This window comes from Pseudomonas sp. MWU15-20650 (assembly GCF_023242475.1).
Taxonomy (GTDB): domain Bacteria; phylum Pseudomonadota; class Gammaproteobacteria; order Pseudomonadales; family Pseudomonadaceae; genus Aquipseudomonas.
The window spans coordinates 56,161-80,887 of the sequence record NZ_JALJFG010000002.1 but is presented as its reverse complement, the minus strand read 5'-3'; the positions used below and the strand labels follow the sequence as shown (position 1 = coordinate 80,887).

The following is a 24,727-nucleotide window of genomic DNA, read 5'->3' as shown; positions in this document are numbered from 1 at the left end:
CCCTCAAGGAAAGACACTTGATCGACTTCAACAACAGCACCTGCTGGCCTGATCAACAGTCAAAAAAAGACCTTGGCACCCCAAGGTCTTTTTAATACCTACACGATTCAACTGATGTTCCAGATCAAAATGTGGGAGGGGGCTTGCCCCCGATGGCGGCCTCCCCCAACCATGCCGAGTGGCAGATGATTGAGGTGGTGCAGTTTCAAAACCGCAGCGGCCAGTTAGTAGCAGATTTGAATAATGGCGTAGAGCTGATCTGGACGCCCTCCGTTGATCCAAATGACACCTTAGGTGTTCCGGCATTGGAGGCTGCGCCGCAAGCACCGGTGATCTGGATCTACCCACCGACTGAGGCGGCGGCGCAGATTCTGGTTAACCCTGTTTACCCACCGGACTATCGGGATTTTATTCTGGTGTTTCCGGCGGGGTCGGGGGTTCGGTCGCTGTATGTGGTGGTAGGTGCCAAGGCTGGGGATCACAAGTACCACAAAGCGCCTAACACTGAACAAATAACTGGCTTTGTGAATCTGATAAAAGCAAAACCCAAGACTCCCAGACAAGGAGGCGCCGGGCTGAGAGAACGCTGGATTGAGGGAAAAGGTCGGAAGATCTATGAATGGGACTCTCAGCACGGGGAGCTGGAGGTTTATCTAGCGAGTGATGGGAGCCATATAGGTGCGTTCAACCACATAAGCGGCAAGCCGCTAAAAGGGCCGATCAAAAAACGAAACATCAAAAAATATCTGTGAGGGCTACATGGGATTAAAAATAAGGTTGGAATGGTTCGACAGAACCACAGAGAGGCTAAACGGAACGGAGAGTTCAGCGGACTGCGGAGATGACTACTCGGTGATTTCCACGCTCGGGTTGTTGAGCGCAGTGGACGTCAATAACGGCATGTTTGAATTGCGCCGGGAATGGCTATTAGTGATACAGCCGCACTTTTCTCATGAAATTGTTCTTTCAGAAAGCGACTACTTCATCGCATTTGATTACGAAGTTGCAAACGAGTAATGCAGACTCACAGAATTCAGCCTGAGCTGTAGCAGATGAAAAAGCAAAGGGTGCACAAGTGACCCGTTCATCCATCATCAAAATAGACCTGAGCCGCATCCAGGCCCCCAAAGAACTTCACGCCACGCTGCGCACTTCACTCAACTTTCCCAACGGGTATGGCAAAAAACTGGGATGCCTTTTGGGACGCCATCACCGGCTTGGTAGAAATGCCCGAGACGCTTGAGTTTTGTGGGTGGGATATTTTTTCAGAGCGCCTACCTCACGATGCCAAGATGCTGCGCCAGTGCTTGGCTGAGCTCGCGACCCAGAACCCACGGCACCTTCGCCGTCTGCGGGCTGAACCTACTTATCAACAGCCACGCTTTTCTGACGGAATTGGATGCCATCTTTGAGCAAACCAGGGGATGAACTGTGCTCGTTAGACGGGCCGGCGCACAGTGCCACCACTTGACGCGAGGGCTGCATGAAAGTACGCGGTTAAGGGTGTTTAGGAATATGCGCTGAGCATTACTTAGGTTGAAAGGTCTCGAGATAGGCCAGGATGTCTTGAATCTTCTCCTGATCACTGATCCCCCAGAAAATCATCCGCGTGCCACTCACCACCTTCTTCGGCGCTTCGATATACGCGGCAAGCTTGTCCCGGGTCCACACCACCCCGGAGTTCTTCATCGCATCCGAATACTGATAGTCCGTGGTCGTACCGGCAGGTCGGCCAATGATGCCGTTGAGCTGTGGGCCGAAGCCACCGCGTGCGCCTTCACCGATGCTATGGCAGCCGCCACAGGTCTTGCTGAAGAGCTTGCCGCCCGCCTCGGCATTCCCGGCAGCAAGGGCCGGGCCGGTGATGAGGGTCAGGGCGAGGGTGAGTAAGGCGTACTTCATCGGAGGCTCCACTTCGGGTGTTGCGGGTGATTATGCCTGTTTGTCAGGAACGCATGCCCATCCAGATCACGGCTTCGGTCCACGCCGTGACCACCGGGGTCAACACCCTGAACCACGGGTCACGCACATCAATCTGCGCCGCCGACTGGTCGTGGTGGTGCTGTTCTTCATCCACGATTGAGGCAATGGCCACCACCGCCTGCGGGTCGATGTCGCGCAGTGTGTGCAGTTGATGGGCAAGGTGTTTGAGCACCACGCGCTCGACCGCGACGGTGGTGGTCATGATGGCTTTGCGGCCGCACAGGCCAGTGAGTAACCCCAGCGCAAGGCCACCGACCCCACACAACCAATAGCTGCGGCAACGCGGGTAGCCCCGGCGCTGCAGTTCGGCCTTGAACACCGCGCGGTGGCGGCGTTCGTCGCTGAGAAACTCGCGCAGTTCAGTCACCAGCGCCGGATTAAACAGCCGCGCCATGAACAGCTGGCCGCTATAGATACAGATCGCACCGTGTTCGCCGGCGTGATCGACCTTGATCATACGATTGCCAAGGTGCTGGTCCGGCAATGGGTGGGCGGGAGCATTCACAGTTAACAGCCTTGTTCAAAAAGCCCGGTAATCAGGCCCTTCTCTGGTTTTGCGGAGCCTAGCGTGACGAGTACGGCCGCCGCCAGTTAAATACACCCTTCATGCCGACGCCCCCTTCAAGTGACCACCCATCGTTTAAAAAACATCCCATCGAACCTAATCGGCCGGTGCCCACTCCACCTTACTGAACCCTGATGGTGGAGTAAGGATCATGGCTCAGCCATCGATTTTGGTATTGGAAGACGACGAGATCATTCGCTCGCTGATGGTGGATGTACTGGAGGAATTCGGGGCTCATGTCATTTCATTTCCCTCGGCGGATGAAGGGATGATTTTTCTGGAGCGCGATGATGAAACGGTGGATCTGATTGTCAGTGATATCCAGATGCCAGGGTTGTTGAACGGCTATGACTTGAGCCGAGTCGTCGCCCACCGATGGCCGTCGATGCCGGTATTGCTGACCTCGGGCAATACGGCGCTGGCTTCACAGTTAGGGGGCAGCGTCCGGTTCTTACCCAAACCATGGAGTACCGAGCGCCTGCTCGAGTGCGTGCAGTTGGCACTGACCCAGCAGCATTCGTCGATGCATTGATAGCGCGACGACATCATTTAAACCGAACTTCGCCCCCCACTTCGCGGTCATTTGCCACACAAGGAGTGATTTTCCTGATCTATTGGTCAGTCTTTTCGCCTCGCGCATTCAGCTAACGGCCAAGAGCTGTGTAGAATTGTCGCCCATTTTTACGCGTCATTCAGGGCTGAAAGGCCCACAACTCGAGCTCATCGAATGCATTCACAGGCCCATGACATTGGTGTGCCCTCATTGTTGGAAACACTGCGTACGGGCACGCGCCTGCTGCACGTCGCGCTGGAAAAACGCCTACCGTTTTTCTCCGGGTGCCTGGATGCCGATGGGTACCGGCGCTTGCTCCAGGCGTATTACGGGTTTTATGCCCCGATGGAAAAAGCGCTGTATGAAAGTGGCTTGATCCCAGACGGTTTCGACTGCGTATTGCGTGCGAAAACTCCGACGCTAGTCAACGATCTCCACGCGCTCGGCCTGGATGACAACACCCTCAACGCCCTGCCCCGTTGCGCCGACCTCCCGAGCTTCGATACGCCCGCCGCCTGCCTCGGTGCCCTGTATGTGCTGGAAGGCGCGACCCTCGGCGGCCAGGTGCTGCGTCGGGAAATGGCGCTGCGCCTGGCGATCGATGCCGACAACGGCGGCGCGTTTCTCAATGTGTATGGCGCGGAAACGGGGCGACGCTGGAAAGACTTTCTTGACTACCTGGACCGCCAGCCATTGGACACAACCGCCAAACGGCGCGCGGTGATAGCGGCCTGCTCGACATTCAACGGCTTTGAGCAATGGCTCGACAGCCAGGAGGTATTGCTATGAAACCCGATGATTTTGAGGAGCTGCTTGCCAACTGCGCCAACGAACCCATTCGCTTTCCGGGGGCGATCCAGCCCCACGGCGTGTTGCTGACATTGTCGGAGCCTGGCCTGAACATCCTCCAGGTCAGTGCGAACGTCGACACCTTGTTCGGCCACGCACCCAAGGCGTTATTGGGCCAGCCGTTGCACACACTGATCGGTGCCGAACTCGCCCAGGCTGTTCAGGCCATGGCCGAGAGCAATACGTTTTTCGAGGCCCCGCCCCTGCATGTCACCTTCAACGGTGCGCCCTTCGAGGGCCTGCTGCATCGCCATCAGCACGTGCTGGTGCTGGAGTTCGAACCCTGGATCGAAGACTTCAAGCCACAAGCACGCAATGGCCGCACCAGCGACCTGAGCAAGATGCTGCAACGCCTGCAATCGGCGAAAACCCTGCAGGCGCTCTACGAAATCAGCGTGAATGAAATCCAGGCCATGACCGGTTATGACCGGGTACTGATCTATCGCTTTGAAGACGAAGGCCATGGCCAAGTGATCGCCGAAGCGTCGGCCCCGTCCATGGAGCTGTTCAACGGGCTTTTCTTCCCGGCTTCCGACATCCCTGAACAGGCCCGTGAACTGTATCGCACCAACTGGCTACGTATCATCCCGAATGCGTCCTACGAGCCGGTGCCACTGTTGCCCAAGCTGCGCCCGGACACCGGCCAGCCACTCGACCTGAGCTTTGCCACCCTGCGCAGTGTGTCGCCCATTCATTGCCAATACATGCAGAACATGGGGGTGCTGTCGTCCATGAGTATCTCGCTGATGAAGGGCGACAAACTCTGGGGGCTGATCAGTTGCGGCAACCGCGAGCCGCTGCTGGTGCCCAACGCGCTGCGCACGGCCTGCCAGACCCTCGGCCAGGTACTGTCGTTGCAGATCAGTGCCATGGAAGCCCTGGACCTGAGCCGCCAGCGCGAAGAGAAAGTCGAGGCCCTGGCGCAACTCGACCAGGCGATGAAAGCCTCCGAGCAAAACGTGTTCGACGGCCTGGCCCAACAAGGGCAACGGTTGATGGACCTGACCTTGTCCGGCGGCGTGGCGATCATCGAAGACAAGCAACTGCACCGCTACGGCAACTGCCCGGAGCCGGCGCAGATCCGGGCGCTGCACAAGTGGTTGCAACAGCAGGGCCAGCCGGTGTTCTCCTGCCATCACCTGGCCTCGGTCTACCCGCCCGCCACCGAGTACCAGCAAGTGGCCAGCGGCGTACTCGCCATGAGCCTGCCCAAGCCGGTCGATAATGGTGTGTTGTGGTTCCGCCCGGAGGTGAAAGAGAACATCCACTGGAGCGGCGACCCGAATAAGCCGTTGAACCTGGAAAAATCCGACACCGGCCTGCGCCTGCGCCCACGCACCTCGTTTGAAATCTGGAAAGTGGAAATGGCCGGCATCTCCACCCAGTGGAGCCATGGCGACCTGTTTGCCGCCAACGACCTGCGCCGCTCGGCGCTGGAAAACGACCTGTCTCGCCAAGTGCTACGCGAGCAACAAGCCGTGCGCGCCCGTGATGAATTGGTGGCCGTGGTCTCCCACGACCTGCGCAACCCAATGACCGTCATCTCGATGCTCTGCGGCATGATGCAAAAAGCCTTCAGCTCAGACGGCCCACACACTTCACGGCGGATCTCCTCAGCCATCGACACCATGCAGCAGGCGGCCGGGCGTATGAATGTGCTGCTGGAAGACTTGCTCGACACCTCGAAAATCGAGGCTGGGCGTTATGTGGTCAAACCGGTGGCGCTGGACGTCAGCCAACTCTTTGAAGAGGCTTATTCGCTGTTGGTGCCACTGGCGACGGAAAAAGGCATCGACTTGTCGTTCAACGCCGAGCCTGGCCTACAGATCAATGCCGACCCGGAGCGTTTGTTTCAAGTGCTGTCGAACCTGATCGGCAATGCCATCAAGTTCACTCCACGCCAAGGCAACATTGGTATCAGCGCCATGAGCAACGGCGAAGAGATCGTGTTTTCGGTGCGCGATTCCGGTGACGGCATTGCGCCTGACCAGTTGCCCCATGTGTTTGATCGCTATTGGACCCAGACCGAAAACAACCCAACGGGCAGCGGGCTGGGACTGTACATCACCCAGGGTATCGTCCAGGCCCATGGTGGGCGGATCGAAGCCCTGAGTGAGTTGGGCCAAGGCAGTGAGTTCAGGTTTACGGTGCCCAAGCCGGCCTGAAATACCCACGCGCGCCCTCTTTCAACACACGCCGATACCAAAGGCCGGGAACCCTGAACCCGGCCAATGCCACTGAATCAGTGCGCACTCAAAGGGAGTATTGATGCGAGAACATTCTTCCCATTGAGCAACGAGGTACCTTATGAATATCGGTAGCGCGTTCCACAGCTATAACCTCACCCAAGCCGTACAAACGGCTCAGCCCCCCGTCACCCCTGTGGAAAAACCTTCAGCGTCCGGACACAATCAACCGAGGCAAAACCAACAGGTGCAGCAGCCAAATAACTCGTCCCTGGATTCTTTAGGAGGCGGCAAAGTGCTCTGACCGGGCAAGGGGGTGTCAACCAACAGCCCGGTCGGCCTGCGACGCCCCTGACCTCTAGCCAGGAATGCAGCGCCCAGCGTTGTACCTCATTAACAAAACACCGACATCCGCTGGGCTACCCTCTTGAGTTCTACCCCGTGTGAGCGGCTTCCCTGATGCTTCAACCCGACACACTGCCCGCAGTCATTGCCGGCCCACTGCTACGGCGCCTGGAACCGCAGCGCCTGGTCATCTGGCTGGTAGGAAGTCGTGCCCTACACATGACGTTAAGGCTGCAATCCCCCCAGGACGAGCCCCTGTATATTGCGCTCGACGCCCAGCACTGCCAGGTTGTCCGCGCTGGGCACCACGCCTTTATTCACCTGATCGACGTATCGATGGGTAGCGCCCTGCCCCAGGACGTGGTCATTGACTATGACTTGCTGCTCGACGGTACCGGCATCGCCGAATGGGCGCCGCACCTGCTGTATGCCAAGGCCCCCTCTGCGAACTTCGTGCTGCATAGCCGCATCCACCAACTGGTGCACGGTTCTTGCCGCAAACCCCATCACCGTGCCGACGACGGCTTGCTGTGCGTCGACCGCCTGCTGGCCGAAGCACACACGCTTGCCGAACGCCCGGCCTTGCTGTTGATGAGCGGTGACCAGATCTACGCCGATGATGTCGCCGGGCCCATGTTGCGGGCGATTCATGGGCTAATCGCGCGCCTGGGCCTGTACGACGAGTACCTGGAAGGCGCCGTGGTGGATGACAGCGCCAGCCTCTATGGGCATCGCGCCAGCTATTACCATCGCGCCGATCTGCTACCCGCGCTGGACAGCAACGAGACACTGCGCGAACGGTTTTTCGGCGGCGTGAAAAAGCCGATTTTTACCAGCAGCACCGCCGACAATCACTTGGTGACCTTTGCCGAAGTGATGGCCATGTACCTGCTGGTCTGGTCGCCCACACCATGGACATTGATCACGCCGCAGCCGCCGCAACTGAGCGTCGAGGAACAGCAACGCTATGCCCGCGAGCAGGTACAGATCGATCAATTGCGCAACAGCCTGCCTGGCGTCGCACGGGTGTTCGCCCACCTTTCGACGCTGATGATCTTCGACGATCACGACATCACCGACGACTGGAACCTCAGCGCCCAATGGGAAGAAACCGCCTACGGCCATCCTTTCTCCAAACGCATTATCGGCAACGCCTTGCTCGCTTATCTGTTATGCCAAGGTTGGGGCAACCAGCCCGAGGTGTTCAGCGAACTGCTGAGCCAAACCCAGGCGCTGACCGCCCACGCGCCAGACAACCACCTCGACGCCACGGCGCAAGATGACCTGCTGGACGCCCTGCTGAAATTCCAGCACTGGCATTACGTGCTGCCCACCACTCCTGCCCTGGTGGTACTCGACACCCGTACCCGGCGCTGGCGTAATGAGTTCACCCTCAAGCAGCCCTCCGGCCTGCTGGACTGGGAAGCCTTGAGCGAACTGCAACAGGCCCTGCTCGACCACCCGTCGGCCATCATCGTCTCACCCGCGCCAGTGTTTGGCGTCAAGTTGATCGAGACGGTGCAAAAGGTCTTCAGCTGGTGCGGTTTTCCATTGCTGGTGGATGCCGAAAACTGGATGGCCCATCGCGGTGCCGCCCAGGTGATCCTCAATATTTTCCGCCACTCCCGCACGCCGGGTAACTATGTGATCCTCTCCGGCGACGTGCATTACTCGTTCGTCTACGAGGTGCTGATCCGCCACCGCAACGGTGGCCCCAGGATCTGGCAAATCACCAGCAGCGGCATCAAGAACGAGTTCCCGCCAAGGCAGCTGGAATGGTTCGACCGCCTCAACCGCTGGCTCTATTCACCGCGCTCACCGCTCAATGGATTCACCCGCCGCCGCCCCATGCAGGTGGTGCCGCATATTCCGGAACATGCCGAAGCCGGTGAACGGCTGTGGAATTCGGCCGGGATCGGCCAGGTGTTTTTTAATCAGCAGGGCCAGCCTGAAGTGATCTACCAGCACAATGCGGATGGCCGGCCGAAGACGAGGATGCTCGCACCGAAAAAGTAGCCTATTGCCACCAGCCAAAAGCAGTGCATTCCCCCTATTCAATCCACGCAACCCCCGATGTACAGTAGCGCGAGCCACGGAGTATCGGCGTCAACAATGACTGACCTTGGGCACCGCCTACGCAGGAAGCGCGCTGATGGACGATACATCCAGCAATAAACCGCTGCACAACGACTTTTCCGACCTCAGCACCGACATGCTGCACGCGGTCATGGAGCTGGTCAGTGACGGGATCTGGGACTGGAACGCCAATACCGGCTTCGTCTACCGCAACCCGGGCTGGTACGAAATGCTTGGCTACCCCCGCCACTCCCTGGAGAACAGCGTGTTTACCTGGGAGAGCGTGATCCACCCTGAGGATTACCCGCGTGTGATGGTTGTGTTTGATGACTACATCTGCCAACGCACCCCCCAATACCAGGCCGAGTACCGCTGCCGCAAAGCCGACGGCACTTACCTGTGGGTAGAAGACCGAGGCTACGTCATTGCACGTAACCCCGATAATTCAGTGGCGCGCATGGTCGGCGCGCACCGCGATATTCATACGCGTAAATGCTCCATCGAACAGCTCCAACGGCGCAACCGATCCCTTGAAGCCTTGGTCGCCGAACGCACCCTTGAATTGTCGCGGGTCAACCAGCAACTGCAGTTGCAGCTGGACGAAAACCGCTCCCTGGCCGAACGGGACTCCTTGACGCGTATCGCCAACCGTTATCGCCTGGAAAAAACCCTGCTGGAGGAATGCGCGCGTGCCGAGCGCTTCCGTCAACCGCTGGCCCTGGTGGCCATGGACATTGATGACTTCAAGCCGATCAATGACCGATACGGCCACGGCGTAGGCGACCAGACCCTGGTGCAAGTGGTGGAACACCTCGACGCCTGCACACGCCCCGGAGATTTGCTGGCGCGTTGGGGCGGTGATGAGTTTATGGTGGTCCTGCCCAAAAGCAGCTTGGCGACGGCAAAGGCACTGGCCGAAAGAGTTCGCCTGACAATCAAGGAGGTGCCCGCCGTGGGCGACGTCAAAGTCACCCTGAGCCTGGGTGTGGTCGAGCGTCGCCTGGGCGAATCCCCTGCTGCCTTGATGGAACGGGCTGATCAAGCCCTGTATCGGTCCAAGGCGGCGGGGAAAGATGGGGTATCGGAGTAGCCGGTGTGGCCCGATTACCCGCTCAGCGCACCGGTGGCGCGTACTGGATGCCGCCGTCACTCCACAATGCATTGAGCCCGCGCTTGATCTTCAGCACGCTGCCCTGGCCGATATTGCGCTCGAAGACTTCGCCGTAGTTGCCCACCTGCCGCACGATCTGCACCACCCAGTCCTTGCGCAGCTTCAGGTCTTTGCCGTAATCGCCGTCGGCACCGAGCAACCGTGCCACGTCCGGGTTCTGGGTGGTCTTGGCCTGCGCTTCGACATTCTGCGAAGTGACGCCCATTTCCTCAGCATTGATCATCGCAAACAGGGTCCACTTGACGATGCTGAACCACTCGTCATCACCCTTGCGCACCAGCGGCCCCAGCGGCTCCTTGGAGATCACTTCGGGCAGCACCACGAACTCGTCCGGGTGAGCCATCTTGATGCGCTGGGCATACAGGCCCGATTGGTCGGTGGTCAACACGTCGCAACGCCCAGCTTCGAGGCCCTTGGCGCTTTCATCGGCGGTGTCGAAGGTGATGGGCGTGTACTTCATGCCGTGGGTGCGGAAGTAGTCCGATACGTTGAGTTCGGTGGTCGTACCGGCCTGGATGCAAACGGTCGCACCGTCCAGTTGCTTGGCGCCGGTCACTCCTAGCTTGTTGTTCACCAGAAAGCCGATACCGTCGTAATAGGTCACCCCGGTAAACACCAGGCCCATGCCGGAGTCTCGTGAGCTGGTCCAGGTGGTATTGCGCGAAATCACGTCGATCTCGCCGGACTGCAACGCAGTGAAACGCTCCTTGGCGGTCAACTGGCTGAACTTCACTTTCGACGCATCACCGAACACGGCCGCCGCCACTGCATGGCACACGTCCACATCGATGCCGGTCATCTTGCCGGTGCTGTCCGGCACGCCGAAACCCGGCAGGCCATCACTGACGCCACACTGGATAAAACCCTTCTTCTGGATCGCATCCAGGGTCACGCCCGCCTGGGCGTTGGCGGCCAGACACAAGGCTGCAGCGGTGCCGATGGCGGCCAAGGTGGTGTTGAGGTTGTTCATGCGAGGCGCTCCCTGTCATTCCTTATTATTCGGCGCTGCACAGCCCGCGCCGGTGTGTGGTGCTGCGCGCAGTATTGACAGCTTTGCCGCCGGGCCACAAACGACCTTTAGGCAACAGCTCCTTCCGATTTGGAATGACCCGGCGACTTTATTTCGTTTGCCGCAAGGCACGGCGGGCGGCTTAGATAAAAAGACGCCCGCCATTGCCGAGTCCGAGATTCATGAGCCGCGAAACCATCAGCCAGTCGATTTCCATCGTTCACCCTATCAGCCTCAGCCACGGTAAGAACGCCGAAGTCTGGGACACCACGGGCAAACGCTATATCGATTTTGTCGGCGGCATTGGCGTACTCAACCTGGGCCATTGCCACCCGGCCGTGGTCGAGGCGATTCGCGAGCAGGCCACCCAACTGACCCACTACGCCTTCAACGCTGCGCCCCATGCGCCCTACATCAAGTTGATGGAGCGTCTGAGCGCATTTATCCCCGTGGGCTACCCGGTCAGTGGCATGCTCACCAACAGCGGCGCGGAAGCAGCGGAAAACGCCTTGAAGATCGTACGCGGCGCCACCGGCCGCACGGCGGTAATCGCCTTCGACGGCGCCTTCCACGGCCGCACCCTGGCTACCCTCAACCTCAATGGCAAGGTTGCGCCCTACAAACAGAAGGTCGGCGTACTGCCCGGCCCGGTGTATCACCTGCCCTACCCCAGCGCCGATAACGGCGTGACCTGTGCTCAAGCGCTGAAGGCCATGGACCGTCTGTTCAGCGTGGAAATCGACGTAAACGACGTGGCCTGTTTCATCATCGAACCGGTGCAGGGCGAAGGCGGTTTCCTGGCCCTGGATATCGAATTCGCCCAGACGCTGCGCCGCTTCTGCGATGAGCACCAGATCCTGTTGATCGCCGATGAAATCCAGTCCGGTTTCGGCCGCACCGGGCAGCGCTTTGCCTTCTCACGCCTGGGGATCGAACCGGACCTTATCCTGCTCGGCAAAAGCATCGCCGGGGGGGTGCCGCTGGGGGCGGTGGTCGGGCGCAAAGCGCTGATGGACAACTTGCCCAAAGGTGGCCTGGGCGGCACTTATTCGGGCAACCCCATCGCCTGTGCCGCAGCGCTGGCCACCCTTGAGGTGATGACCGATGAGCATCTGCAGGTGTGGGGAGCCCAGCAGGAAGCCGCGATTGTCAGCCGCCATGAAGCCTGGCGCTCGCAGCAACTGTCCCCTTACCTGGGCCGACTCACCGGCGTCGGCGCCATGCGCGGTATCGAGCTGAGCAACGCCGATGGCACGCCCGCCGCCAAGCAACTGACTCAACTGCTGGGCCTGGCGCGGGACGCCGGCTTGCTGCTGATGCCCAGCGGTAAGTCGCGCCATATCGTGCGCTTGCTGGCACCGCTGACCATCGAGCCTGCGGTGCTTGAAGAGGGCCTGGATATTCTCCAAGCCTGCCTCAAGCAACTGGACGAGTAACGCGCATCCGCCGGTTTGCTGCCGTTCGGCCAGTCTTTACCCCTGAGGGCCGGCCTGCCTATCTGTCTGTGGTTTCGACGAATTCCGGTCTCGACGAATCACTGCCGAACATCGCCTGGTTTATGGCGTTGAGAATAATGAAGTGCAGATCTTGATCTGTCGTTATCACTACTGAGAGGAGCAGCTTGCTCCTGAAGTACCCGATGTTTTATGCAAGGACGCCCAGCATGCTCGATATCCTTCAAGGCACGCCCCTTTGGGTCTACGCGATTTACCTGTGGATTGGCTACTACGGGATCAAGCCTGTCTGGGCGGGCGCGAGAACCTCCGTTCGCTGATGATCCTGCCAGTGGTGCTGGTGGTGTGGTCGCTGATGTCGTTGGCGTCTCGGGGCTTACCGTTGGTCTGTTCTGCGGACGGGCCGTGCGGCTGCGGCGGGCGCTGGTCGCCTTGCGCCGCGATAAGGGCATTGTGCTGCCTTGACCTGACCACCCTGCGCGCTGAAAATGCGCGACGTTTTTTGTCTCTGTTTACTGAAGTAGTGAAATTTCAATGTCCGATTCCTACACCGAAGAAGAATCCGTAGTCGCCTTGCGCTCCAAGGCTGAATACGAAAACGCCATCAATCTTTCACAGCACGTGCCAGCGGCCAAGATCATCAGCGAGATGGTGCTGGACGCGTTTCACACCTCCAAGGAAAGCGATCAGATCCGCGAGTTGCGCGTGGCCATCCGCCAGGCCCACGATGCCTTCGACGATGACAAAGCCTATGACCTGATGGGCCAGCTCAAGCAACTGAAGGACGCCGAGGCTGCCGACAACCTTGCCCTGGAAGACCTGAGCAGCAAGTTCTCCATCAGCCGCATCCTGTCCAGCTTCAAGGACGACCCCGAGTTCCAGGAACTGGTCTACGGCCTGGCCCTCAAAGTGCTGAACCAATCGCACCAGGCCATCAACCACCCAAGCGCCGGCAAGGGCAAGGCCGCACGCGCCAAGAAAGAAACCGAAGTGTTTGTGATCAGCAAGGATGGCATCAGCGTCACCCTGCCACTGCGCACACCGCGCTCCAAGCTCAATGTTGACCGTGAGGCGCTGGAGTTCCTGGGCTTTACGTTCGTGGGTGAAGGCAGCGAGGCGGAGCTGGAAAGTGAAACCTTCGTCGACAACAGTGGTGTGGAGCAGCCGGTCACGCGCAAAAGCATCGTGACCGCACTGCAACAGCAAAGCGCGTTCGACGGGTATGCCATCGCCGCCCAGTGAGCCCCTGACGCTACAGTAGGCTGCGCAAGGTCACCAGGGCTTGCTCGACCTGGGCCAGGGTAACATGCCGGCCCACCGAGGCACGCACGAAGTGGGTGGCGCCGAGGTCCTTGAGCAGCAACGGCGTATGGGCGGCAGTGCCCGCCCACAGGTTGAGCCCCATCTCGCGGGCTTGGCCAACCAACGCCTTGGCCGTGGTGTTGTGCGGCACGAACGAGACAATCCCGGTCTGCTCGAACTGGTCGCACAGCAGGGTCAGCTGCGGCAGACGCCGCAGTTCCTGCGCAAGCAACGCATAGGGCTCGGTACTCACCTGCCCGCCACCCACTTTCACGTATTCCTGCAATGCCGTGTGCAAGCCCACCAGGGCCGAAAAGCTCTTTTCCGCAATTTCCAACACCCGTGCGCCAGACACTTCCACCCGATTGACCAGGCCATCGGTGCTGGCGGCGTGCAAGTCCGCGAAATTCAACGCCAACCGCTCAAGCAGGCGTGGCGACACGTAGGCGATCCCGCTGCCACGGGGCCCACAAAGAAACTTGCGGCCCGCCCCCGTCAATAAGTCGCAGTGCATATCACGCACGTCCAATGACAACTGCCCTAGCGATTGGCAGGCGTCCACCACATACAACGCCTTCGAGTCCTTGAGCAGCGCGCCCAACGCTTCCACCGGGTTGATCACCCCGCAGCACGACGGCAGGTGCGACACGCTGACTAGAAATACATCATCGTCCAGGTGACGCTGCACCCATTCAAGGTCCAGCGGGCTGGTGGCGGTGGTGGGAATCACCTCGACGCGAATCTCGCGCGATAGCTTGAGGTAGTTGAAAAAGATCAGGTTCGCCGCGTACTCGGAGGTCGACACCCACACCCGTTTGCCTCGGGGAAATTGCAGTTTGCCGAGGATGCTGGTCCAGGCTTCGGTCGCACTGCTGAAAAAGCCGATCTGCGACGGCAGTGCATTCAAGAGCCCGGCCGCCACCCGATACAGGTCGACGTTGAGCAAATCATCGTAGGCAAGCTCCGTCTCATAACTGCCCATTTGCGCTTCAATGGCGGTAAAACGCTGGATCGCATTCAGGGTTCCCGACGACATCAGGCCCGCACCGGCAGTATTCAGATGCACGATATTCATTTCACGCTTCCTTGTTCCATAAAAGAGTCGAGCTCTTCATCACGCCCACCGCCACCGCGAACAGCAGCAACACCGTGCCGGCCAGCAACCACGGCGACGGTAGGGACGGCTGGGACACCAACATGAACGCCAGCGACGGCGTGACCATGACCCCGATATTCACGCCCGCCGAGTAATAGCCGAGGTTGCGGTCCACCGTATGGCGGCTGGAAATACTGCTGACATAGTGGGTGATGCCGGGAAACACGATCATCTCGCCCAGGCTCCAGAACACCGTGGCCACCAGCAACAGCGCGCCGATATGGCTGAACCCCATCAGGAAGAACCCCACGCCGGCCACCAGGAAACCGGCCACCAGCGAACGGCTGCTCGACAGGTGCGACATGCGTTGGTTGATCGGTACCTCGAACAGAATCACCAGCAATGCATTGATGAAGAAAATGATGCCGACGAAGTACGCCGGCAACTCGGTGTAAGTGATGATGTAGGCCGAAAGAAAGGTCGGCGGCAACGCATAAGCGATGTGCACCGGCAATGCCGCCAGCAGGATCACCAGCAACCGTGAGCGCTCGTGCGGTGCGCTCTCCGGCAAACCATGGCCCTTGCCGACGACAGCCGCCGCGTGCGCGACCGGTGCCGCACGCCCGAACCGCAGGCAGGCCACGAACGCCACCAATGACAACGCCGCATTGAGGTAAAACACCGCGTCGGCGTTGCTCAGGAAAATCAGGCTACCCAGCAAGGGCCCGATCGCCATGCCGATGTTGATGGCCAAGCGGTTGCAGGAAAACGCCACTTTGCGCGTCTCACTGCTGCTGTGGGCCACCGTCTCGGAGAACGTCGCCGGGGTGAATGCCTCGTAACAGGCGCCCCAGAGAAACGACAACACAAACAGCACAATGGTGTTATCCACCGAAGGGATGATCAATAGCAGCACGGCGTTGAGCAGCAACGAACCGAGGATCACCCGGTTGGCGGAAAACCGCTTGATCACCGCACCGATGATCAAGTCCACAAACAGCGCACCCGCGCCATACACCCCCACCAGCAAGCCTGCGGTCCCCGCCGAGACGGCGTGCTGATGAATCAGGTACGCCGCATAAAAAGGGAACGCCATGGTGCCCATGCGGAACACCAGCGTAATCAGGAACAGCGACTGCAACCGTCCATTGAGCCCGCGTAATGCGTGATAGGTGCCCATCATCAGCGAATCACATAGACGTTGTCTTTGTACTGACGAATCTGTTCGTAGTCCTGGTCGATATCGCGCTGGTTCTCCGAGAGCAGGAACACCCGCAGCGGGCTGCTGAGCAAGTCGACGGTCTTTTTCATCAACTTGCCGGCCTTGTATTTGACGCTCAGCTTATGCACCGAGGGCAACGCCTCGATCAAGTGAATGGCCGCCTCGTTGTACCCGGTGACCTCGCCTTGCAGCGTGGTGTCGGTGTTGATGACGCAGGCTTCCTTGAGTTTGTGGTAACGCTTGCCGGCATACTTTGCCTTGAACGCCTCACCGTCGCAGTACGCCAGGTAAGTGAGCTGCGCCTGGTTACCGCCCAGGCTGATGTCATGGAACTTGGGCTCCATGTTGCCGTTCAAGCGTGCGCCGACTTCCACCAGCGCGGGGCCGGCTTCGGTGAGGATCACTTCCGAATGGGCCGGGCCGTTGTGGATGCCCAGCGCGTCGAGCACCTGCACGATGTAGTCCACCAGTACATTGGCCTCGGCGCTGTCCGGGGCAATCAGCACGTCACGGTCGTAGATGTTCTTGCCGCCGCTGATTTCACGCTTCACATAACGCCAGATACCGCAGACATAGGTCTGCCCATCCCGGCTGACGGTGTCGACGATGTACTCCGGGCCCTTGAGGTAGGACTGGCACAGAATTTCGGTGTTGGCCAGGCCGAAGATGTCCAGGTTGGACACCACTTCCTCGCAGGCACGCTTGACGTCTTCGACGTTATGGCAGATCGAAACCCCGTCGGTCGACGCCGAGCTCAGCGGTTTGATCACGCAAGGAAAGACCTGGCCGGCCTCAACCCAGGCCAGCAGCTCGGCGGGGTCCGAGGATTTGATCTGGCGCGCGGTCAATAAGCCGGCAGCGGCGACTTTGTTGATCATTTCAAACTTGTCACGACGAGCGCGTGAGCCTGCACTGCCATTGGAGGTCGACAATTGCAGCTGTTCGCTCAGGTAGTCGGCGAACGGCACACCCGGCTCCTGCCCGGCAATGACGGCCACCACATCGAACTCACGCAAGCGGCGCACGATGTCCTCGGCGTTATTGTTGAAAATCAGGTTGTGTTCAAACTCCGCCAGGTTCGGCCCGAGCATGCTCGGCATCAGTTCGGGTGTGCTTTGAACATGGATCAGGCCGAAGCCGGCATCGCGGAAAAACTGCGGCAGGAAATTACCGCTCGAATAGACATCAACCAGCGCGACGTAACGTTTCATGAGGATGTCCTTTTCAGTAGTGATTGGCGGTTTCGGAGGGCCGTTGCGAGGCCACGTCATCCAGCGCCAGGAAAATATTCTGCGGAAACTCAGCCACACGATGCAGCAGGTGCAGGTACCAATTGGTGCCATAGACCGCCGACACCCGGGTCTTGACTTGCCCCTGGTCTTTCACGGCTTTGATCAGCTCCGGGCGTACGCCGTGGAGCATCTCCAGCTCGCCACGATCGGCGATACGGCTGGTGATGATTTCTTCCACCAGCCGCGGGTCCTGGGTCGCGAAAGCATAGTTCGTGCTCGCGCCGTTGATGCGGTCCAGCAACCCCAGGTAACGCTTGTCGAGCGCATCGCCACGGGGCAACGCGATCGCGGCAGGTTCAGCATAGACGCCCTTGACCAGGCGCACTTTGCAGCCGGTCTCCAGGATCGCGCCCAGGTCATCCGGGGTGCGGTTCAACTGCGCTTGCAGGGTGATGCCCAGGTTGGGGAAACGACCACTCAGGTGCAGGAAGATATCGAGGATCGAGTCGGTCCACTGGGAGCGTTCCATACTGATGATCACACCGACATCCTTGTCGGCCGCATGGGTAAGGATCTTCGAGCAGTTCTCGATCGCCAGTTCGCGGGAAATGATGGTGCCGACGTTGGACAGGTCGAACCCCAGCTGCGGTGGCTCGGTCAGCTTGGGGTGCAGCGCCATCAAGTCGATCAGCTTGAGGTACTCATCGGTCGCCGTGGTCACTTCGGCCAGGGTCGTCGCCTCTTCACCGACGTACTCGACGCCGGTGCGATAGCCTTTGCCTTGCAGGGCCGCCAGCTTGTCGAGCATCTCCAGGCGGTCTTCGGAAATGATGTAGCGCAGGGCCGCCGGGCGCAGGAAATCGCGCAGCGTGTCGCTGGCCAGGAACAGGTCGCGATAGGTCTTGTTCGCCGCCAGTTTTTTCAGGGCCAGGGTTGCCAGCAGGCTGTTGTCGGTCGTGTTCATGGCATTAAACCCCGTAAGCCTGGTTGAGCATGCGACGTGCGAAACTCGAGTCGTCGGCGTGGTTGGCAATCTTGTGAGCGCGGAACTTGGCCGCGTAACTGAGCATGGTTTCTTTGTGACGGCTATGACGGTCGCGGGTAAAAATCCCGGCCCACAGGTTGTCCCAACGGGCGTACTCAGGATGCGACATCAGCAGTTCATGGGCCTGGCGCATGTTCCAGTGGGGAATGGCCGGGTGCAGGTGATGCACGAGGTGGTAGTTGTCGTCATGGCGACCGAAAAAGAAGTTTTCCAGGGCGTTACCCTTGCGGTTGCGGGTCAGCAAGAGCTTGTCGGTCTCTGCGGCAGGCAACGGGTAGTGCTCGGCCAGCTCGATGATCCAACCCACGGCGACGGCAGTGGTAAACAGCGGCACCAGCCAAAACAACACCAGCTCAGCGATCACGCCAAACCAGGCGGCCACGGCAAAAATCACCGCCCAGTAGGCCCACAGCACCATGCGCTCTTTGCGGATGCGCGGGTCCTGGCCCTGGACCCGGTCCTTGGCGATGTATTTGATGTATTGAAGGGTACGGTAGCCGGACAGGGCCAGCAGTACGTTCTTCAGGAAGAACTCACGCTCACTTTGCTGAACATCGTACAGGCCGCACTTGAGATGGAAATTGTAGTCCGGGTCTTTTTCCGGATGGCCCAGGTGCACGTGGTGATTCTTGATGTGCGAAATGCTGTAGGACTGGAGCAGGTGGAAGATCAGGTAACCGGACAGAAACGTGCCGGAGAACCAATTGATAAAACGGTTCTTCGCCAGGATCTTGTGAGAGGCCTCATGCAACACGTTCGCCAAGGCTCGTTGCGTGGTGCCAATCAGAAACAGCGAAACCGGGTAGAACCAGCAGCTGATTCCCAAGGACAGATAGACGGCAAAAGCGATGATCGCGTAATCCTTACCCAGCGCCATTGCCCAGTGATAGTTATCTTTTTTGCACAGATGCTTGAGCATCCCGAAGGTTTCACGGGAAATACCCGCAGCGTATTCGCCAGCAGGCTCTTTGTTTTTATCGACCAGCATAATCACTCCATAATTAAGCGGCATGCTGCAACACCAGGCCCATTCCCGGGCTCAGGTTTTTTTCAGATGTTGCGGCTATTGTTTTTTTTTGCCTGAGCGAGGGGGGCCTTGGAATGGGAGCAACCCTTCCCTGCGGCCTGCGCCTTGCCTGGCCCGCTTTAAGGCGACAACGCGGTGGGGAAACTAATTGAGAACACCCCCTATACTCATCGGCTGCAAAAAAAACTAAAGCACCACTCGATGGCGAACAAGCTGCCCTTTTAGACAGGTATCCCGCAGCGACGCACACGCGCACACTCGCCGGTAAAAACTCACCGGCGGGCGTGATGTGAAAAGAGGGGGGAATGCCTGGAGATCAGGCGTGTTGGCGGATATAACCCAGTTGCAGGGCTTTGCGAATGGCCGACTTGCCGTTGGTGACATCCAGCTTGCTGAAGACGTTCTTCATGTGAAACTTGACGGTACGCGGGCTCATGGAGGTCAACAGCGCGATTTCATTGTAGGTCTTGCCCAGACTGGTCCAGGACAACACCTCGGTCTCCCGGGGCGTGAGCACGGTTTCCTGTGCCAATGCAGGAGCCGGAGCGCAGCTTTCCAGAGCCTCGTCGTAGACCGAGACCAGCAGCATCTGCAGTTCACTTTTATTGGCCAGCACCGTATCGCGAAACTGTTGATCTTCGCCGAAACTGCACAGGTTGAGGATGGAGTAGAACCCTCGGTTGCCATGCACGATAAAGCTCGCGCCCTCACCGACCGGCGCGCAAGGGCCCGGTACCGGGACGGCTTCGTTGGCAGGCGCAATGAGGTTTTCATCGCTCCAGAAAAAAGGCTTTACCCGGCCTTTGGACAAGGAAAGCAGTTGGCCGCGCGGGTAAAAATCATCCGCCGAGTCGGAGCGGTCCAGCGCATCGGGGTAATTGGTGATGATTTCCGCTTCATCCAGCGTCGGCCCACACTGGTAGACCTCGAAGTGCCCCAGGCCACGCCGGCTCAGCTCGGCATCGAGCAATTGACGCACATCGGCGGGCTGCATGGGCGTGTTGTTATTGGCTTGACCATCGCGTCGCATGACTATCGTCCCTGATAAGTGACAACATGTGAAGCTAGCGATCCGGCAGAAGAGTTTCAATCCCGAAACTTCTGCTCAAAATCGACTCACATCGTAGGAAATATCTCTACTTAAGCACAAGAATGAAACACGCCCAACTGACCTTGTCCAGTGCTTCCGACGGCGAGCCGGGCGTAATCTGACGAACGCAATTGAGGCCACAAACCTGCCCGGTCAGGCTACTTGCGCCGCAAACACCTCCCGAAACCGCTGCATCTCCTGTTGACTCCCCACCGTCACCCGCACCCACTGCGGCCAATTCTTCCACACCCGCCCGACCAGTACATTCTGTGCGGCCAGCCTTGCAACCACCGGCTCGGCCGGCTGCTGCACATCAATCATGAAGCAGTTGCTCTGTGAAGCCGTACAGGTAAACCCCCGCGCGTTCAGCCAAGCGACGGTCTCATCACGCACCCTGGCATTGAGCGCCTTGCGTTGCGCCAGCAATGTGGCCTCTTCCAGGCTGGCACGCGCGCCCAGCAAGCTTGAGCCGGCCGGCACGTTGTCACCACCGAACACGGCCAGCCGCTCTAACAGCGCCGGATGACCAATCGCCAAGCCCAGGCGCGCACCGGCCATGCCATAGATTTTCGAGAACGTACGCAGCACCAGCAGGTCGTCATGGTCCTTGACCCAGCCCACGCAATTGGGGGCGTCGCAGAAGTCGATATAGGCTTCATCCACCACCAGCACGCTGCCTTTGGGTTTGCTGGACAGGGCATGGCCGATGGCTTGGGTCGGGGTCAGGGTGCCGGTCGGGTTGTTGGGGTTGCACAAATACAGCATGCCGGCCTGTGGGTCTGCGGCCAGCATGGCCGTTACATCATGGGCATGCTGCGCGTCGAGGCTCACCTCGTGCACCGGCGCCTTGTGCGACTCGGCTGCCTGGCGCGGGACTTCGTAAGACGGCGCGGCCATCACCAGGCTGCGGGTTGGGCTGGTGAACGCCAGCACCGCGTAACGCAGGGCAGCCATCGAGCCGGCAAACACCGCGACGTTTTCCTCATTGATTCCTTGCTGCTGGGCAAACAAGGCTGCCAAGGCGTACATGTCCGGGTAGGGGTAACGTCCGCACGTTGCAATCCCACGTTGCATCGCCGCGCGGGCCGCGTCTGAGGGGCCGTAGGGGCTTTCGTTGTAGTTGAGCAACACCTTGTCAGGCTGTGTCGGTGGCGGGCTGGCGAACGCCCAATCCAGGCGCCCCAGCACGGGCAAGGCCGCTGCGAGGGCGAGAAGGGACCGACGACTGACACTGGCCATGATGACTACTCCTTGTAGACGAGCGAGGGATTCGCACGGGTCGTACACAGGAATATGACGAGAATGCTGGCGCCCGATTTAGCGTCAGCTCTCCAGGTAGTCGGCAATGGGGTAGTCGGCACACACGGCTTCCACCGCTGAACGCAGGGTTTCACGCACCTCATGCGCCAACTGGTAATCCTGTTCGCCAAGCGGGGTCACGCTGCCCAGCACTTGGCACACCAACGCGACCACGTGGCGACAAGCCTGCGAGTCAAGGTTGCGCTGGGCCAGGGAGCCGGTGCCTATGCACAACCCGCTGGTGACCGACGAGGTACGGGTCTCACCCGGCACGCGATGCTTGTTCACCACGATGCCGCAGTCCTCCAGGGCCAACTCCGCGATGGCCCCGGTGAGCCCGCCACGCAAGCGAATCAGCACCGTATGGTTTTCACTGCGCCCACCGACGACATCGTAACCGTGCGCCTGAAACGCACTGGCCACTTCATCGGCCAGCGTACGCACCCGCCCCATGCACGCATCGAATTGCGCCGACTTTGCGTAGCCCAGCGCCGCCGCTTTTGCCGCGATCAGGTTGACCGCCGGTGCCCCCTGCATACGCGGGAACACGGCTTGCTCGAGCACGCGGCTAAAGGTCGCCTTCAGGCCAGGCACCTTGGTGTGGGCGTCACGTCCGGACAAGATCAGGCCACCCCGGGGCCCGCCCAGTTGCTTGTGGGTGCAGGTGGTGGTGACGTGGGCCGCGTTGATCGGGCTGGGATGGCGCCCCGTCACCACCAGCCCGGCGATGTGGGAAATGTCGGCGAGTAAAATGGCACCGGCCTCATCGGCAATCCCACGAAACCGCTCGAAATCCACCACCCGAGAGTAGGCCGATGCACCGCAGATAATGATGCGCGGGCGATGAGCCAGGGCCAGGCTGCGCACCTGTTCGTAATCGATCAGCCCATCGCTGTTCGTACCGTAGCGCAGGGCCTTGTAGTAGGCGCCCGTAAAGATGGCCGGGCTGCCGAGGGTGAGGTCGCCGCCATGGTCATGAGCCATGCCCAGCAATGTGTCACCGGGCTCCAGCAGCGCCGAGAGCACCTGGGAAATGGCGTTGGAGGCCGAGTGTGACTGCACACCTGCGTACTGGGCATCGAACAGCTCGCGCGCGCGGCGGATGGCCAGGGACTCGACAAGGTCGACGTTTTCACAGCCGGTGCGGTGACGCTTGCCCGGTATGCCCTCGGCGCTCACGTTGACCAACGCCGAAGCGCAGGCCACCAGGGTTCGCGGCTTGACCGCACAGGAAGAAGACGCCAGGGATAAGGTGCGGTGTTGTCGGGCGACTTCCGCATCGAGGAGGCTGGCGAGTTCAAAATCTTCTGTACGCAGATCCGCCAGGCCACGACGCAACAGGTCGGCCTGGTCCTTCAGTTGTAGGGTGTTGGCTGCCATCAGTGCGGGTTCCTTCCTCGGTGCTGCGCCTGGGTGTTGCCTGCCGGTCCGTCCTGAACCTGAGGCTCAATTAAACAGCAAATTAAACATTTTCCCAATTAAATGTTCATTTTTGCCCGCCCGGATTTTCCCGTGCAGTGACGTTTCAGCAAGTAACCCACAATTTGCCTTCAACCAGTGGAAACCCTGCACTCAGGACTTTATTGTTGGGGCTGACGCGTGCAACACTCGCGCCGCCGCGAACCGCAAGGGTGGGTTGCGCCGGTAAATGGACTGATGGCTAAAAGGAAGTGGTGAGCACTTGATACACAGACGGGAAAAAACCGAGCACTTGAAGAGCAACATCAAGTACTTGATCAAAAGTCGTGGTGAAACGCAGCTTTCGTTATGCAGTGCCGCCGGCCTGACCAGGACCACCATCTACAACATCCTGGAAGGCAAGGTCGTCAACGTACAGCAGTCGACCGTGCGCAAAATCTCTGACTTCTTCGGCGTCTCTTACGATGAAATCGAGACGCTCAATTTTGAAGCCAAGGAAACCATCGAGAGCAGTGTTTCCCCTCAGGGCAATATGAACCCTGCGGCGGTGCCGGTGCTCAAGGAAAGCCTGGTAATGCAGAACCTGGACAAGCGCATTGGCGAACTGGCCACGCTCTATCCGCTGACTTACTACTTTGGCACCTCCTGCAACTTGATCGGCGTACGCCTGGAACACGCGATCCCCGGCCTCAATGAACCGGGCGACTTGCTGATCGTTCAGAAAGGCTCCTCGAGCAACGACAAAGAAAAGCTGGTGTACGACCGCGCGACCAAAAAGCTGTTCATTACCCTTGAACCCTGTGCGAACTCCAACCGCCTGTGTGTCATCGGCGACATCCTTGAGGAGCGCTTCAATGACAACGTATGAAGGCGGCATTGAAAACAGCAAATACAAACTGCTGGGGTTTGAAAATGACAAGCGCCTGGCGGTGATCATGGTGATCGCCACAGGCAAGGTCATCAAGATCAAGCTGAGTGAAGTACTCAACAGCGAAATTCTGGACAACCTGAATAAAATGGAAGTTAAGAACGTGTACAAAAAGTTCTATTCACAGGGGGAGACACTCACCGCCTACGATATCAATGACCGCAATGAAAACTCCTGGATGATCTACATCATCCTGAACTTGCTGCTGTTCACGTTTTATATCTTCACCAGCATCGCGGCGACCAAACCCATTTACCTGGAGTCGCTGGGCATCATCGTCACGCCCGGCACATTTCTGTACCCGCTGACCTTCCTGATCGTGGACCTGCTCAACGAGAATTTCGGACTGCGCCTGGCGCGGCGGGCCATTATGTTTGCGTTTGTCAGTAACGCGATGATCATCATCCTGCTCTACGGCTCAACCTTCCTGCCAGGGCTGCCGGGCTGGAAACTGGATGGACCGTATAACGACGTCATCCTGCAAGTATCGTCCGTGCTGATCGCGTCTTCGATCTCGTTCCTGGTGTCGGAGAACATAAACTCCTACCTGTTGTGCAAGATCAAAGAACTGACCAATTCCAAATACCTGTACCTGCGTATTTTTCTCAGCACCTTCTTTGCGGTCATTATCGACAGCTTCCTGTTTTGCTTTATTGCCTTCTACGGTGCCATGCAGACCAGCGATATCCTGAGCATGATCTACGTGCAGATCGCGATCAAAGTGGGCTTTGCGTTTTTCAATATCTTGCCCGCGTACGGCGCGCGCTCACTGTTCAAGCGCTACCTGACCAGCTCCAGCACTTGAGCCTATTGGCTGATGCCTCTTCTGTGGGAGGGGACTTGCCCCCTCCCACATCTCAATCTCCACGCATCAGG

21 protein-coding genes and 3 pseudogenes are annotated in these 24,727 nt (G+C 59.1%); 13 read left to right on the top strand and 11 right to left on the bottom strand.

The window, feature by feature from the left end:
- Positions 1 to 167: 167 nt before the first annotated feature.
- The 3 genes and pseudogenes from M5B43_RS02270 to M5B43_RS02260 all read left to right on the top strand — a co-directional run.
- Positions 168 to 752 (top strand): annotated as a pseudogene (locus M5B43_RS02270) (colicin E3/pyocin S6 family cytotoxin); the annotation flags it as partial.
- 7 nt (positions 753 to 759) lie between these two features.
- Complete coding sequence (locus tag M5B43_RS02265) at positions 760 to 1,017, top strand: colicin E3-like toxin immunity protein (protein ID WP_248748601.1); 258 nt, start codon at positions 760 to 762, stop codon at positions 1,015 to 1,017.
- Positions 1,018 to 1,075: 58 nt separating this feature from the next.
- Positions 1,076 to 1,412: pseudogene (locus M5B43_RS02260) on the top strand (barstar family protein).
- Positions 1,413 to 1,527: 115 nt separating this feature from the next.
- Here the strand turns inward: M5B43_RS02260 and M5B43_RS02255 are convergent.
- Both M5B43_RS02255 and M5B43_RS02250 read right to left on the bottom strand, forming a co-directional pair.
- Positions 1,528 to 1,902 (bottom strand): cytochrome c family protein, encoded by a 375-nt coding sequence (locus tag M5B43_RS02255; RefSeq protein WP_248748600.1) that lies wholly within the window; start codon positions 1,900 to 1,902, stop codon positions 1,528 to 1,530.
- A 43-nt stretch (positions 1,903 to 1,945) separates the two neighbouring features.
- Entirely contained in the window at positions 1,946 to 2,488 is a 543-nt protein-coding gene (locus M5B43_RS02250; protein WP_248748599.1) for a demethoxyubiquinone hydroxylase family protein, read from the bottom strand.
- Between the two features lie 211 nt (positions 2,489 to 2,699).
- Between M5B43_RS02250 and M5B43_RS02245 the strand changes: the two genes are divergently transcribed.
- From M5B43_RS02245 to M5B43_RS02225, 5 genes are all read left to right on the top strand, one after another.
- On the top strand, positions 2,700 to 3,080 hold the full coding sequence (locus M5B43_RS02245; RefSeq protein ID WP_248748598.1) for a response regulator: 381 nt from the start codon (positions 2,700 to 2,702) through the stop codon (positions 3,078 to 3,080).
- Positions 3,081 to 3,275: 195 nt separating this feature from the next.
- The gene (locus tag M5B43_RS02240) at positions 3,276 to 3,890 is read left to right on the top strand and encodes a biliverdin-producing heme oxygenase (protein WP_248748597.1); all 615 of its coding nucleotides are present in this window, start codon (positions 3,276 to 3,278) and stop codon (positions 3,888 to 3,890) included.
- Positions 3,887 to 6,115 (top strand): ATP-binding protein, encoded by a 2,229-nt coding sequence (locus M5B43_RS02235; protein WP_248748596.1) that lies wholly within the window; start codon positions 3,887 to 3,889, stop codon positions 6,113 to 6,115. The genes M5B43_RS02240 and M5B43_RS02235 overlap by 4 nt, the downstream gene beginning before the upstream one ends.
- Before the next feature lie 480 nt (positions 6,116 to 6,595).
- A complete protein-coding gene (locus M5B43_RS02230; RefSeq protein ID WP_248748595.1) occupies positions 6,596 to 8,497 on the top strand; it encodes an alkaline phosphatase D family protein in 1,902 nt (633 codons plus the stop codon).
- Between the two features lie 136 nt (positions 8,498 to 8,633).
- On the top strand, positions 8,634 to 9,647 hold the full coding sequence (locus tag M5B43_RS02225; protein WP_248748594.1) for a diguanylate cyclase: 1,014 nt from the start codon (positions 8,634 to 8,636) through the stop codon (positions 9,645 to 9,647).
- Positions 9,648 to 9,669: 22 nt separating this feature from the next.
- Here the strand turns inward: M5B43_RS02225 and M5B43_RS02220 are convergent, their stop codons facing one another.
- Positions 9,670 to 10,698 (bottom strand): amino acid ABC transporter substrate-binding protein, encoded by a 1,029-nt coding sequence (locus M5B43_RS02220; protein WP_248748593.1) that lies wholly within the window; start codon positions 10,696 to 10,698, stop codon positions 9,670 to 9,672.
- Positions 10,699 to 10,919: 221 nt separating this feature from the next.
- On the opposite strand from M5B43_RS02220, the gene M5B43_RS02215 reads away from it, so the two are divergent.
- The 3 genes and pseudogenes from M5B43_RS02215 to M5B43_RS02210 all read left to right on the top strand — a co-directional run bounded on the left by M5B43_RS02215 (position 10,920) and on the right by M5B43_RS02210 (position 13,433).
- A complete protein-coding gene (locus M5B43_RS02215) occupies positions 10,920 to 12,173 on the top strand; it encodes an aspartate aminotransferase family protein (RefSeq protein WP_248748592.1) in 1,254 nt (417 codons plus the stop codon).
- An 82-nt stretch (positions 12,174 to 12,255) separates the two neighbouring features.
- A pseudogene (locus M5B43_RS27200) lies at positions 12,256 to 12,348 on the top strand (type II toxin-antitoxin system YoeB family toxin); the annotation flags it as partial.
- A 377-nt stretch (positions 12,349 to 12,725) separates the two neighbouring features.
- The gene (locus M5B43_RS02210) at positions 12,726 to 13,433 is read left to right on the top strand and encodes a hypothetical protein (protein WP_248748591.1); all 708 of its coding nucleotides are present in this window, start codon (positions 12,726 to 12,728) and stop codon (positions 13,431 to 13,433) included.
- A 10-nt stretch (positions 13,434 to 13,443) separates the two neighbouring features.
- Here M5B43_RS02210 and M5B43_RS02205 read toward each other — a convergent pair whose 3' ends face one another.
- From M5B43_RS02205 to M5B43_RS02170, 8 genes are all read right to left on the bottom strand, one after another.
- Positions 13,444 to 14,568 (bottom strand): aminotransferase class V-fold PLP-dependent enzyme, encoded by a 1,125-nt coding sequence (locus M5B43_RS02205; RefSeq protein ID WP_248748590.1) that lies wholly within the window; start codon positions 14,566 to 14,568, stop codon positions 13,444 to 13,446.
- A gap of 1 nt (position 14,569) precedes the next feature.
- The gene (locus tag M5B43_RS02200; RefSeq protein ID WP_248748589.1) at positions 14,570 to 15,772 is read right to left on the bottom strand and encodes an MFS transporter; all 1,203 of its coding nucleotides are present in this window, start codon (positions 15,770 to 15,772) and stop codon (positions 14,570 to 14,572) included.
- Complete coding sequence (locus M5B43_RS02195) at positions 15,772 to 17,022, bottom strand: ATP-grasp domain-containing protein (protein ID WP_248748588.1); 1,251 nt, start codon at positions 17,020 to 17,022, stop codon at positions 15,772 to 15,774. Before M5B43_RS02195 ends, M5B43_RS02200 begins: the two co-directional genes overlap by 1 nt.
- A 13-nt stretch (positions 17,023 to 17,035) precedes the next feature.
- The gene (locus tag M5B43_RS02190; RefSeq protein ID WP_248748587.1) at positions 17,036 to 18,007 is read right to left on the bottom strand and encodes a proline dehydrogenase family protein; all 972 of its coding nucleotides are present in this window, start codon (positions 18,005 to 18,007) and stop codon (positions 17,036 to 17,038) included.
- Positions 18,008 to 18,011: 4 nt separating this feature from the next.
- Positions 18,012 to 19,076 carry a fatty acid desaturase family protein gene (locus M5B43_RS02185; protein WP_248748586.1) on the bottom strand — a complete coding sequence of 355 codons (1,065 nt, stop codon included), beginning with the start codon at positions 19,074 to 19,076 and terminating at the stop codon, positions 18,012 to 18,014.
- 355 nt (positions 19,077 to 19,431) lie between these two features.
- Positions 19,432 to 20,145: a LuxR family transcriptional regulator gene (locus M5B43_RS02180; protein ID WP_248748585.1), complete on the bottom strand. Its 714-nt coding sequence runs from the start codon at positions 20,143 to 20,145 to the stop codon at positions 19,432 to 19,434.
- A 213-nt stretch (positions 20,146 to 20,358) separates the two neighbouring features.
- Positions 20,359 to 21,444: a pyridoxal phosphate-dependent aminotransferase gene (locus M5B43_RS02175; RefSeq protein ID WP_248748584.1), complete on the bottom strand. Its 1,086-nt coding sequence runs from the start codon at positions 21,442 to 21,444 to the stop codon at positions 20,359 to 20,361.
- Between the two features lie 84 nt (positions 21,445 to 21,528).
- Positions 21,529 to 22,884: a serine hydroxymethyltransferase gene (locus tag M5B43_RS02170; RefSeq protein WP_248748583.1), complete on the bottom strand. Its 1,356-nt coding sequence runs from the start codon at positions 22,882 to 22,884 to the stop codon at positions 21,529 to 21,531.
- Between the two features lie 301 nt (positions 22,885 to 23,185).
- Between M5B43_RS02170 and M5B43_RS02165 the strand changes: the two genes are divergently transcribed.
- A complete protein-coding gene (locus tag M5B43_RS02165; protein WP_248748582.1) occupies positions 23,186 to 23,791 on the top strand; it encodes a helix-turn-helix transcriptional regulator in 606 nt (201 codons plus the stop codon).
- Positions 23,778 to 24,656: a queuosine precursor transporter gene (locus M5B43_RS02160; RefSeq protein ID WP_248748581.1), complete on the top strand. Its 879-nt coding sequence runs from the start codon at positions 23,778 to 23,780 to the stop codon at positions 24,654 to 24,656. Before M5B43_RS02165 ends, M5B43_RS02160 begins: the two co-directional genes overlap by 14 nt.
- Positions 24,657 to 24,727: the final 71 nt, after the last annotated feature.